The 11,409-nt window shown below is 69.5% G+C and carries 12 protein-coding genes; 7 read left to right on the top strand and 5 right to left on the bottom strand.

Features of this window, described 5'->3' with window-relative positions; translation table 11 throughout:
• Nucleotides 1-228: 228 nt before the first annotated feature.
• Nucleotides 229-858 (bottom strand): DUF1003 domain-containing protein, encoded by a 630-nt coding sequence (locus tag ON19_RS24045; RefSeq protein WP_051169243.1) that lies wholly within the window; start codon nt 856-858, stop codon nt 229-231.
• Between the two features lie 76 nt (nt 859-934).
• Complete coding sequence (locus ON19_RS24040) at nt 935-2,215, bottom strand: magnesium transporter MgtE N-terminal domain-containing protein (protein ID WP_043697257.1); 1,281 nt, start codon at nt 2,213-2,215, stop codon at nt 935-937.
• A 62-nt stretch (nt 2,216-2,277) separates the two neighbouring features.
• Between ON19_RS24040 and ON19_RS24035 the strand changes: the two genes are divergently transcribed.
• Genes ON19_RS24035 through ON19_RS24025 form a run of 3 tightly spaced genes read left to right on the top strand, consistent with a single transcriptional unit; the run spans nt 2,278 to nt 4,323 of the window.
• The gene (locus ON19_RS24035) at nt 2,278-3,234 is read left to right on the top strand and encodes an HpcH/HpaI aldolase/citrate lyase family protein (RefSeq protein ID WP_043697303.1); all 957 of its coding nucleotides are present in this window, start codon (nt 2,278-2,280) and stop codon (nt 3,232-3,234) included.
• A gap of 12 nt (nt 3,235-3,246) precedes the next feature.
• Nucleotides 3,247-3,738 (top strand): YflT domain-containing protein, encoded by a 492-nt coding sequence (locus ON19_RS24030; protein ID WP_043697254.1) that lies wholly within the window; start codon nt 3,247-3,249, stop codon nt 3,736-3,738.
• A 3-nt stretch (nt 3,739-3,741) separates the two neighbouring features.
• Nucleotides 3,742-4,323, top strand: a complete 582-nt coding sequence (locus tag ON19_RS24025; protein WP_083899592.1) for a suppressor of fused domain protein — start codon at nt 3,742-3,744, stop codon at nt 4,321-4,323.
• 12 nt (nt 4,324-4,335) lie between these two features.
• Here ON19_RS24025 and ON19_RS24020 read toward each other — a convergent pair whose 3' ends face one another.
• On the bottom strand, nt 4,336-5,418 hold the full coding sequence (locus tag ON19_RS24020; RefSeq protein WP_063709484.1) for a magnesium and cobalt transport protein CorA: 1,083 nt from the start codon (nt 5,416-5,418) through the stop codon (nt 4,336-4,338).
• 82 nt (nt 5,419-5,500) lie between these two features.
• Here ON19_RS24020 and ON19_RS24015 point away from each other — a divergent pair, with 82 nt between their 5' ends.
• The 4 genes from ON19_RS24015 to ON19_RS24000 all read left to right on the top strand — a co-directional run bounded on the left by ON19_RS24015 (nt 5,501) and on the right by ON19_RS24000 (nt 9,933).
• Nucleotides 5,501-6,355: a PHP domain-containing protein gene (locus ON19_RS24015; RefSeq protein ID WP_043697251.1), complete on the top strand. Its 855-nt coding sequence runs from the start codon at nt 5,501-5,503 to the stop codon at nt 6,353-6,355.
• A gap of 50 nt (nt 6,356-6,405) precedes the next feature.
• Entirely contained in the window at nt 6,406-6,618 is a 213-nt protein-coding gene (locus ON19_RS24010; RefSeq protein ID WP_227954631.1) for a hypothetical protein, read from the top strand.
• A gap of 50 nt (nt 6,619-6,668) precedes the next feature.
• Nucleotides 6,669-8,210: an FAD-dependent oxidoreductase gene (locus ON19_RS24005; RefSeq protein ID WP_043697246.1), complete on the top strand. Its 1,542-nt coding sequence runs from the start codon at nt 6,669-6,671 to the stop codon at nt 8,208-8,210.
• 526 nt (nt 8,211-8,736) lie between these two features.
• The gene (locus ON19_RS24000; RefSeq protein ID WP_043697243.1) at nt 8,737-9,933 is read left to right on the top strand and encodes an NAD(P)-dependent malic enzyme; all 1,197 of its coding nucleotides are present in this window, start codon (nt 8,737-8,739) and stop codon (nt 9,931-9,933) included.
• Between the two features lie 91 nt (nt 9,934-10,024).
• Here the strand turns inward: ON19_RS24000 and ON19_RS23995 are convergent, their stop codons facing one another.
• A complete protein-coding gene (locus ON19_RS23995; RefSeq protein ID WP_051169241.1) occupies nt 10,025-10,741 on the bottom strand; it encodes an ABC transporter permease in 717 nt (238 codons plus the stop codon).
• Nucleotides 10,738-11,406 (bottom strand): ABC transporter permease, encoded by a 669-nt coding sequence (locus tag ON19_RS23990; RefSeq protein ID WP_043697240.1) that lies wholly within the window; start codon nt 11,404-11,406, stop codon nt 10,738-10,740. Before ON19_RS23990 ends, ON19_RS23995 begins: the two co-directional genes overlap by 4 nt.
• Nucleotides 11,407-11,409: the final 3 nt, after the last annotated feature.

Here is an 11,409-nt window from a genome sequence, read left to right as displayed (position 1 = left end):
GGCGCCCGCGCCAGGAGACGCCGCCGACAACACCTCCGGCGCCTGCGGCGCGCCCGTACCCACCGGCGACTGCACCCCTGAACTACTCACCACCACACCAGCAACAACCAAAGCCGAGACCGTTATCGGAGCGGATACACGCATTCGGCCACACCCAATCCTCGACGTCGTGGGAGCAGCCGTCCGGGACATGCCCTGCCCTGGCCGCTCTGGACAACGTTGTCCAGGTTACCCACCAGTCAGGTCGTTATTCGGTATTTCCGGTTGATCACTGGTTACCGACGGTGAAACCGGAGCTGGGGCGGGCTTTCGGCCGGAGCTTTTCTTGCGCCCGCTCTTTCCACCGCTTTCCGCCCGGATCTCTTGATCCGGGGATTCCGCGGACTCGATCCGGTCCAGAATGCCTTTCAGCTCTTCCAATTCCCGGCGCAGGTAATCGCGGGTGGCCACTTCGCCGACCGCGATGCGCAGCGCCGCGAGTTCGCGGGCCAGGAACTCGGTGTCGGCCTTGGTCTGCGCGGCCCGCCTCCGGTCCTCCTCCAAGGCGACCCGGTCCCGGTTGTCCTGCCGGTTCTGTGCGAGCAGGATCAGCGGCGCCGCGTAGGCGGCCTGGGTGGAGAACGCCAGATTCAGCAGGATGAACGGATACGGGTCCCAGCGCAGCGCGACCACGAAGACGTTCAAGAAGATCCAGACCAGCACCAGGATCGTCTGGACCGCCAGATATCGTCCGGTGCCCAGGAATCGCGCCACCCGCTCGCTGCTGCGGGCCAATGCCTCGGCGTCCCACTCGAATCGGAACCGGCCTTCCACCGGCGTCTCCAGCCGCTGGCGGGCCCTGCTGTGACCGAGCCGCACGCCCGGGTCGTTCTCGCTCACGGTGTGTCCTTCCGTGCGTGAGCGCGGCCCTGCGTGGTCACGCCACGCTGCCGCCTCACGCCCCGCCCCGCTCGTCGTTCTCTACCTGGTCGCGCCAGTCCTCGGGCAGCAGGTGGTCGAGGACGTCGTCGACGCTCACCGCCCCGAGCAGGTGGTTCTCCTCGTCCACCACCGGTCCGCAGACCAGGTTGTAGGTCGCGAAGTACCGGGTCACCGCGGCGAGCGGGAGTTCGGGGCGCAGCGGCGACAGATCGGTGTCGAGAATGCCGCCGACCAGGTGGGCCGGTGGTTCGCGCAGCAATTGCTGGATGTGCACCGAACCCAGGTAGCGGCCGGTCGGCGTCGCGGTGGGCGGACGGACCACGAACACCATGCTGGCCAGCGCCGGGGTCAGGTCGGGGTTGCGCACCCGCGCCAGCGCTTCGGCCACCGTGGTGGACGGCGTCAGGATGATCGGCTTCGGCGTCATCAGACCGCCCGCGCTGTAGGGGGAGTGCTCGAGCAGCCTGCGCACCGGCTCGGACTCCTGCGGGTCCATCAGGGCGAGCAGCGATTCGGCCTCACCCTCGGGCAGCTCGCCCAGCAGGTCGGCGGCGTCGTCGGGGTCCATCGCCTCGAGCACGTCGGCGGCCCGCCGTACTTCCAGGTGGCTGAGCAGCTCGACCTGTTCGTCGTCGGGAAGTTCCTGCACCACGTCGGCCAGGCGTTCGTCGTCCAGCGCGACGGCCACTTCGATCCGCCGCTTCTCCGGCAGCTCGCGCAGCTGCAGTGCGACGTCGGCCGCGCGCATGCCCTCGAACTGCTCCAGCAGCTGGGTGACGTCCTGTCCCGGCCGGTCGATCTCGTAGGGCGTCAGGCCGGACACCATGCTCCAGTCGACCACGTGCACCGTGCGCCTGCGGCCCAATCTGCGGTGCCCGCGCACCGCGACCCTGGTGACCAGCCAGTCCCTGGACCGGGTTTGTTCCAGGCCGAGATCGATCACGTGGACGTCGACGCCCGCCAGATCCGGCAGGTCCGGGTCCTCGACCCGCACCACCGAGTCGACGATCTGTGCCAGGGCGAGCATCTCGCCGGGTCGCTGGGTGAAACGCCGCAGGCTGACCGTTCCGGTGTTCAGCGTGACCACGCCGGGTTCGATCGCGGTGACCCGCAGGATGGGCACGAAAATACGCCGCCGCGTGGGCAATTCGACGACCAGACCGTGCACCCGGGGCTGCTGGCGGTCGGAGCGGACGGCCACGACGACGTCACGGATCCGGCCGATAGACTCGCCGTCCGGTCCCAGCACCGCCAATCCGGCCAGCCTGGCGACGTACACCCTGGTAGCTGCCATGCTGCCAGGCTAGATGTTCGCGGGCCGGTGTCCGCACCGCGCCACGATCGACGGGAGTGATCATGAAACCGCGCCGTTCGGTGCTCGCCTGTCCGGGCAGCAACACGAAGATGATCGAGAAAGCCAAGACCTTGCCCGTCGACGAGGTGTTTCTCGATCTGGAGGACGCGGTCGCCCCGGCCGCGAAGGCCGAGGCGCGGGCGAACATCGTCGCGGCGCTGAACGACTCCGGGTGGGGAACGCAACTGCGCGTGGTCCGGGTGAACGACTGGACCACCGAATGGACCTACGCCGATGTCATTTCCGTGGTCGAGGGCGCGGGCGCGGCGCTGGACGCGATCCTGCTGCCCAAGGTGACCGACGCGGGCCAGGTGCGCGCGCTGGACCTGCTGCTGACCCAGTTGGAGAAGACCTGCGGCCTGGACACCGGCCGGATCGGTATCGAGCCGCAGATCGAGAACGCGCTGGGACTGCGCAATATCGACGCGATCGCCACCGCGAGCCCACGGGTGCAGACCCTGGTCTTCGGCCCGGCCGACTTCATGGCCAGCATCAACATGCGCACCCTGGTGGTCGGCGAACAACCGGAGGGCTACGACACCGGCGACGCCTACCACCACATCCTGATGACCATCCTGCTCGCCGCCCGTGCCCACGGATTGCAGGCGATCGACGGCCCGTACTTGCAGATCCGGGACGTCGAGGGCTTCCGGCGCGCGGCCGCGCGCACGGCGGCGCTCGGATTCGACGGCAAGTGGGTGCTGCATCCGGGCCAGATCGAGGCGGCGAACGAGATCTTCAGCCCGCGCCAGTCCGATTACGACCGCGCCGAGGAGATCCTGGACGCCTACGCGTTCCACACCTCCGCGGCGGGCGGCGCGCGTGGCGCGGTGATGCTCGGCGACGAGATGATCGATGAGGCCAGCGCCAAGATGGCTCAGGTGATCGCGGAGAAGGGGCGCGCCGCCGCCATGACGCGTACCACGCGTTTCACACCACCGCGGGATGCTTCGAAATAGCAGAATGGAGCTATGACGAATCCCTTGGGGAACTCGAGCCGTGCGCGGCAGGGCCTCCCGACGCCCCCGTCGGGCTGGCCGGTCGGTTCCTATCCGACCTATGCCGAGGCGCAGAAGGCGGTCGACTACCTGGCCGACAACCAGTTCCCGGTGCAGGACGTGACCATCGTCGGTGTCGACTTGATGCAGGTCGAGCGGGTCCTCTATCGGCTCAGCTGGGGCAAGGTGATCGGGGGCGGCGTGGTGTCGGGCGCCTGGCTCGGCCTGTTCCTAGGTCTGCTGCTGAGCCTGTTCACCACCAGCGGCGCGCTGGGGCCATTGCTTGTCGGCCTGGTCGGCGGCATCATCTTCGGCGTCATCTCGACCTCGATCCCGTACGCGGCGACCAGGGGTCAGCGCGATTTCGCGTCCACCATGCAGCTGGTGGCGGGCCGCTACGACGTGCTGTGCGATCCGAAGTCGGCCGAACAGGCGCGGGATATGCTCGCGCGGCTGGCGATCTGACGCATGGAGGTGCTGGAGCGGGTCCGCACCGAGGTGCTGGGCCATTTCGGCGTGGACGCCGCGAACGTCGACGCCGCGTCGGTCACTTTCCTGGGCTTGGAGCCGATCGAGATCCTGCGCATCGCCGACGGTGATCTGGTGCATTACGTGACGTTGGGCGGAAGCCGCCATCCGATGGGCGATCCCACCGCCCTGCACGCGGATCCGGTGCGCGGGCCGCGCGCGGAGCTGGTGCTGACGCTGCGCTCCGGCGTGGGCGCTAGTGCGGGCCTGGCCAAGTCGCTCGGCGTGCTCGCCGCGGCACCGGCCGTGGAAGGCGTTGTGCTGCAACCGGACGCGTTGATGGACCTGAGTGAGCCGATCTGGCGCAACGCGCCGTTCACCGCGGTGCTGCTCGGTGACAGCGAGATTCCGGACGTGGCGCTGCCCGACCCGGCCGAGCCGGTGCGGTACTTCGGGGTGACGCCGGTGACCGCGACGGAAGCGGCGTGGGTGCGGGTTCGTGGCGCGCAGGCATTGCGGGACGCCTGGCAGGAGGCGGGGATCGACGTGCGCGACCCGGGGCGCGGCGCCGCCAGCCTGTGATCCCCGGCTCGGCTACAGCCACTCGTTGCGACGGAAGGTGAAGAACAGGCCGGTGCAGATCGCGAGGATGACCAGCCATACCGCCGGATAGCCCCACACCTGGTGTAATTCGGGCATGTGGTCGAAGTTCATGCCGTAGATGCCCGCGATCATCGTCGGCACCGCCGCGATCGCCACCCACGCCGAGATCTTGCGCATGTCGGTGTTCTGCTGCACGCCGATCCGGGCCAGCGCGGCGCTGATCAGCGCACTGAGCGCCTCGTCGAAGTCGTTGATCCGTTCCGTGACGGCGGCGTGGTGCTCGGCGACGTCGCGCAGATAGCGCCGGACCTCCTTGGGCACCGGCAGATCCGGTTTGTGACTCAGCAGCTCCAGCGGCGCCGCGAGCGGATTCACCGCCCGCCGCAACTCGACCACTTCGCGCTTGAGCTGGTAGATGGATTCCACCGTGACCCTGCTGCGCGGGGTGAAGATCTCCTCTTCGATCTCGTCGATGTCGTCCTCGACCGACTGGGCCACCTCGATGTAGGAGTCCACGACCCGGTCGGCGATCGCGTGCAGCACCGCGCCGGGACCCAGCGCCAGCTGCGCGGGATCTTCTTCCAATGCCTTGCGCACCTCGGCGAGCCCGGAGTGCTCACCGTGCCGGACGGCGACCACGAAGTCGGGACCGGTGAACACGATGATCTCGCCGGTCTCCACGATCTCGCTGACGCTGTTCATCTCGTGCTCGACGTAACTGACCGTACGCAGCACCAGCAGTAGCGAATCGTCGTAACGCTCCAGCTTCGGCCGCTGGTGTTTTTGCAGGGCGTGCTCGGTGGCCAGCTGGTGCAATCCAAAAGTCTCGGCGATGTCGGTCATCTGCGCCAGGTCCGGATCGTGCAGCCCGACCCAGACGAATCCGTTCTGCTCCTCCCGGGCTCGCGCGAGCGCCGCCTTGTGGGTGAACCGCCCGGGCAGCCGCTCGCCGTCCACGTACACCGCGCAGTCGACGATCGCCTGAGCCGTCGGAACCGGGATGAACCGTTGTTCCCGCCGCGGTGGCGTGCGGCCGGAGCCACGAAGCGACGAAAGCGGAGAAAACGACGGCACGTGACGATGCTACGTGGACCGAGCTGGGGGAAGATCGCCTGCGCGTGCGGGACGACCTCGTCGCACTGTAAGACTTGAAGGCGTGCGCATCGACCTGCATACCCATTCGACCGCGTCCGACGGCACCGACACTCCGGCCGAACTCGTGCGGAACGCGGCCGCGGCGGGCTTGGACGTCGTCGCGATCACCGATCACGACACCACGGCCGGATGGGCCGAGGCGGTCGAGGCGCTGCCGGAGGGGCTGACGCTGGTCCGCGGCATGGAGATGTCCTGTGTCGGCCTCGGCGCGGACGGCTGGCCGGTGCCCGTGCACCTGCTGGCCTACCTGTTCGACCCCACCCACCGTGGCTTCGCCGAGGAACGCGAGCGGCTGCGCGCCGAACGGGTGGAGCGGCTGCGCGCCATGGCCGAGCGCATGGCGGCCGACGGACTGCCGATCGATCCCGACGCCGTTCTGGCCTCGGCGGGCCCCTCGGCGGGACGTCCGCACCTGGCGCGCGCGCTCGTCGCCGCCGGCGTGGTGCCCACCGTGGACGCGGCGTTCGACGAGTTGCTCGCCCCGCACGGCCGCTACTACGCCGAGAAGGCCGACACCCCGCTGCGGCGCGCGGTGCAGATGATCGCCACCGCGGGCGGCGTCAGCGTCCTCGCGCACACCAGGGCGCGCAAGCGGGGCAGGCTGCTCGCGCTCGACGACATCCGCGAGCTGGCCGCCCTCGGCCTCGGCGGCCTGGAGATCGCGCACCCCGACCACTCCGCAGCCGACCGCGCGGTGCTGACCGATCTCGCCGCCGAACTCGGCCTGCTCACCACCGGTTCGTCGGACTACCACGGCACGAACAAGACCATCCGGCTCGGCGAATTCACCACGGATCCGGCGCAGTTCGAGAAGCTGGCCGACAAGGCCTCCGGCGTACCGGTGATCAGCTCGTGAGACCGGTGCGCGGACTCAGCGGCATCGTCGCCGGGGGCACGGTGGTAGGCATGCTGGTGGTGGTCGGTACCGCCGTCCTCGCCGACCGGCGCGGTTTTCCCGGCCCCGGGGGCGAATCGGTCGTCTGGCATGTGGCGGCCGCGGCGGTCGCTCTCGCGGCGCAGATCTATTCGGATCGGCATCGGGGTCCGGCCGCTTTTACCGGATCCATGGTGGTTTTCCTGGCTGCTGGACTATTGCTGTGGACGCAATGGTGGAGCTGACACCCCGCTTTGGTTGCGGGTGAATGAATTGTGCCCGAATATTTTTCTTTATGACCGAACTCGAGACGGATGTACTGGTAATCGGCGGTGGTCCCGCCGGTACCTGGGCGGCCGTCTCGGCTGCCGCGGCGGGCGCCACGGTGGTGCTGGTCGACAAGGCGCGGTGCGGGTCGAGCGGACCGACCGCGCACGGTGTGATCTCGTTGTGGCACATCCCGCCGGGCCCCGCGCGGGACGAGGCGGTCCGGCGGGCACACGCGCACGGTGGCGGGCTGGGGGACCCGGAGCTGATGTACCGCGTACTGGAGGAGACGTATCAGCGGATCGAGCAGGTGGCGCGGTGGGGATATCGGATCGCCACTGATCCGGCCGCCCCGGCCGCGCGGCGGATCTACCTGGACGGCGCCGGTTACCTGCGCAGAATGCGCCGCGGGGTGCGGGAAGCCGGCGTCCGAGTGCTCGATCATCATCCCGTCCTGCAGTTGCTCGTCGACCGCGACGGCGTGGTGGCGGGCGCCACCGGCCTGCGCAACGCCGAAGGGTTCGAGCGCTGGACCGTGCGCGCCGGCGCGGTGGTGGTGGCCACGGGCGGCTGCGCGTTCCTGTCCGGCGGTGCGGGAACCGATGTGGACACCGGCGACGGTCTGTTGTTCGCCGCGGAAGCGGGCGCCGAGCTGTCCGGGATGGAGTTCTCCTGCGCCTACAGCCTGCTGCCGCAGGGGAATGCCGACACCGCCGCGCTGCGAGGTCTCGGCCTGCGGTTCGCCACGCTCTACGACGAATCCGGCGCCGAGTTGCCCGGGCATCGCTCGGCGGCGCTGGCCGCCATCGCCGATGGTCGCCGGGTCTTCGCCGCTGTGGACGACGGGCAGGCCGCCGTTCGCGCCCGGCCGGCGCACCAGGGCATCGCAGACCGCGCGACGCGAGTGCCACTGCGTGCGGTGCTCGACGGCACCGTGCGCGGTACCGGGGGACTGCGCGTCACCGGGCCCGAGTGCGCGACGACCGTCGCGGGCCTGTTCGCCGCGGGTGACGTCGTCAGCCGCGAGTCGGTCACCGGAGCGGTGAGCGGCGTCGACGGCCTGGGCGGGGCGTGGGCGATGGCCTCCGGTGTCTGGGCGGGCACGGGCGCGGCGACATTCGCCCGCACGACCGATCGGCGTGCCCCGGCGCAGGAGGTGCCGGGAGCCGGGCTCAATGCCGTGGCGCGGATCGATCCGCGGGCGGTGATCGGTCTCGTGCAGGAGCACACTTTGCCGCTGCGGCGCAGCTACTGGCGCAGCGCGGGCAGCCTGCGCGACAGCATCGGCGAACTCGACGGGATGTGGCCGGGCGCGGAATTCGACCTGGGCGGTAGGGGGGTTGACCTGCTGCGCGCCCGGCAGGCCGCCGCGCTGCTTGCGGTGGCGCGATGGACTAAATACAGCGCGCTGATGCGCGCGGAGAGCCGGGGCATGCACCGCAGGACCGATCATCCCGGCGCGACCGACAGCTGGCGGGTGCGGTTGACCTCGGGCGGAGTGCGTAGCGTGTGGGTGCGCCCGGAGGCGCCGCGGACGATGCCGCGGCAGCCCCGCGATATCGTCGCCTGACGCGGGCGGCCGGGCGCCGCTGCGGCCGCGGCTGCCCGTCGTGTGCAGGCAATTCTCACACCGGTGCCGCCTCGAGCAGTGCGACTACTCACCGCGTCCTGGCCGGAAACGGCGAGTTTCCCCTTACCTGAAGGTAATTCCCGGCCCCTAACGTTGGGTGATGGAGCGCGACACGGCCCAGAGGGTATGCGGTTTGGCAACTCGCCTACCGGACTGGCAGAATGTGTCGGATTCCTTACCTCCGCCACCGCCGGGTGAGGGAATCACGGAGGTCTCCGCCTCGCCGACGTACCGTCGCGACCCGAGAGACCACACCGCATGTTCTGTCCGGGCCCACCCGTCCGGTTCCGCTTCGCGGATCAGTGCCGCGCCCGTCGTCGAGATACCGGCAAGCCGTGTTCGCTCGCTCGCAGCCGCCTCGAAACATACCGGTCAGCGCACTCGATGAGCGTAGTGAAACGACTTATACCCATTACCCGGTGGTAACCGTCCCCCGGTTTAGCCCGACCCGAGCAGGAGTGAAATCGTGTCACCTGTGACTGACGCACCGAATTCCACCGCAAGCCTGTCTGAAATCACAAACGACGAAATCTTCGCGGGACATCTCGGCGGCAAGCTCTCGGTCGAACTCAGTGCGCCCTTGGAGACCCAGCGCGACCTCTCGATCGCCTACACCCCGGGGGTCGCCCAGGTCAGCCGCGCGATCGCGGAGGACGAGGCGCTGGCCAAGCGCTACACCTGGACCGACCGGCTCGTGGTCGTGGTCAGTGACGGCACCGCCGTGCTCGGCCTCGGTGACATCGGCCCGCGCGCCTCGCTGCCGGTGATGGAGGGCAAGGCGGCGCTGTTCAAGAAGTTCGCCGGGCTGGATTCGATTCCGATCGTGTTGGACACCAAGGACGTCGACGAGATCGTCGAGACGCTGATCCGGCTGCGCCCGAGCTTCGGCGCGGTGAACCTGGAGGACATCTCCGCGCCCCGCTGCTTCGAGATCGAGAAGCGCGTGATCGAGGCGCTCGACTGCCCGGTGATGCACGACGACCAGCATGGCACCGCCATCGTGGTGCTCGCGGCCCTCAACGGCGCGGCCAAGGTGCAGGGCCGCGGCATCGAGGGACTGAAGGTCGTGGTGTCCGGCGCGGGCGCCGCCGGTGTGGCGTGCACGAACATCCTGCTCGCAGCGGGTGTCCGGGACGTCACCGTGCTCGATTCGAAGGGCATCGTGAACCGGGAGCGCGGCGACCTCAACGAGGTGAAGGTCGAGCTGGCCACCCGCACCAATCCGCGCGGCCTCACCGGCGGTGCGGCCGAGGCGCTGGCGGGCGCCGACGTGTTCCTCGGGCTGTCCGCGGGCCTGATCGCCGAGGAGCTCATCGCGTCGATGGCCCCGGAGTCGATCGTGTTCGCCATGTCCAACCCGGACCCGGAGATCCACCCCGAGGTGGCGCGCAAGTACGCCGCGATCGTGGCCACCGGCCGCAGCGATTTCCCGAACCAGATCAACAACGTGCTGGCGTTCCCCGGCGTCTTCAAGGGCGCGCTGGACGCGGGCGCCCGGCGGATCACCGAGGGCATGAAGATCGCCGCCGCCGACGCGATCCTCAGCGTCGTGGCCGACGAGCTCGGTCCGGACAAGATCGTCCCCAGTCCGCTGGACCCGCGGGTCGCTCCGGCTGTCGCCGAGGCGGTCGCGGCCGCCGCCCGTGCCGAGGGCGTCGCGTAACGCGCATTCTCCGCATCGACGAAGGCGCTCCGTTCACCTCGAACGGGGCGCCTTCGTCGTAGCGGCCGCGAACTGCCTGGGTTCGCCGAACTCAGTTCGTGGTCTGCAATTCGGCCGCGGGCGGACCCATCGGGCGGGGCAACCGGCGCAATCGGCCCGCGCCGGGCGCACTCGCCCACACCGCGAACGCCAGCAGACCATCCAGCAGCATCGCCAGTACGGCCACCAGCAACGCACCCGCCAGCACCCGGTCGTAGCGGTAGAGGCTGATGCCGTCGAAGATGTACCGGCCCAGCCCGCCGAGGTTGACGTAGGCGGCGATCGTCGCGGTGGCCACCACCTGCAGCGTCGCGCCGCGCAGGCCGGTGAGCAGGATGGGCAGCGCGTTGGGCACCTCCACCCGGAACAGGATCTGCCGTTCGGTCATGCCCATGGCGCGCGAGGCGTCCACGACATCGGTGGGGACGTTCGCGATTCCGGCGTACGCGCCCGCCAGCAGCGGCGGAACGCCGACCGTGACCAGGGCCAGCAGCGGCGGGATCAGGCCGAGGCCGAGCAGCAGCACCAGGAACGTCAACAGGCCGAGGGTCGGCAGCGCGCGCATGGCGTTGGCGAAGCCGACCAGCACCGCCGCGCCGCGCCTGGTGTGACCGATCACCAGGCCGAGGGGCACCGCGATCACCGCCGAGACGGCGATGGTCAGAAAGCTGTACCAGAGATGCTGAACGATGCGGGTTCCGATGCCGGAAGGCCCGCGCCAGTTGGCGGCGTCGGTGAAGTACTGCCAGGCGTCGATAAAGAGATTCACGCGGCGGCGCCTTTCGCCCGCACGGTCCTGGCGTCCGCGCGGACCCACGGCGTCGACCAGCGGCCCAGCGCGTACACCACACGGTCGGCGACCAGTGCGAGCACGAGCGTCACGAGGACGCCCGCGATGATCTCGTCCGGGTAGTCGCGCTGATAACCCTGGGTGAAGAGCTTGCCGAGCCCGCCGACGCCGATCAGCGCGCCCACCGACACCATCGCGATGTTGGTCACCACCACCACCCGCAGGCTGGACACGAAAACCGGCACGGCCAACGGCATGTCCACGGTGAGGGTGCGGCGCAGCGGGCCGTAGCCGACGGCGTCGGCCGCGTCGAGCACGGTGGCGGGCACCGAATCAAGAGCGGCGGGCACGGCGATCACCAGCAGGGCCGTGGAGTAGATGGTGAGCGCGATGATCACGTTCAGCGGGTCGATGGCCGAGATCCCCACCAGCGGAGGAATGATCACCAGCAGCGCCAGCGACGGAACCGTGTAGGCCAGGCTCGCGGCGGTCACCGTGACCCGGCGCAGCCACGGCACCCGCCGCACCAGCGCGCCGGCCGGAATCGCGATCACCGATGCCAGCAGCAACGGCGTCAGCGCGAGATAGAGATGGGTCGCGGTGAAACCCATGACCTCCGGGAAATTCTCGACGAGATATCGCATGGC

The sequence above is a fragment of the Nocardia abscessus NBRC 100374 genome (assembly GCF_000308455.1).
In the GTDB taxonomy this organism is placed as follows: Bacteria; Actinomycetota; Actinomycetes; order Mycobacteriales; family Mycobacteriaceae; genus Nocardia; species Nocardia abscessus.
This window is presented reverse-complemented; position numbering and strand designations above follow the sequence as displayed.

Bases quoted from the DNA above. Each gene is read 5' to 3' on its own strand.
- ON19_RS24030 (WP_043697254.1), top strand. From the start codon at position 3,247: ATGACGAATCCCTTGGGGAACTCGAGCCGTGCGCGGCAGGGCCTCCCG.
- ON19_RS23990 (WP_043697240.1), bottom strand. From the start codon at position 11,406: ATGCGATATCTCGTCGAGAATTTCCCGGAGGTCATGGGTTTCACCGCG.
- ON19_RS24025 (WP_083899592.1), top strand. From the start codon at position 3,742: ATGGAGGTGCTGGAGCGGGTCCGCACCGAGGTGCTGGGCCATTTCGGC.
- ON19_RS24035 (WP_043697303.1), top strand. From the start codon at position 2,278: ATGAAACCGCGCCGTTCGGTGCTCGCCTGTCCGGGCAGCAACACGAAG.
- ON19_RS24005 (WP_043697246.1), top strand. From the start codon at position 6,669: ATGACCGAACTCGAGACGGATGTACTGGTAATCGGCGGTGGTCCCGCC.
- ON19_RS24010 (WP_227954631.1), top strand. From the start codon at position 6,406: ATGCTGGTGGTGGTCGGTACCGCCGTCCTCGCCGACCGGCGCGGTTTT.
- ON19_RS24040 (WP_043697257.1), bottom strand. From the start codon at position 2,215: ATGGCAGCTACCAGGGTGTACGTCGCCAGGCTGGCCGGATTGGCGGTG.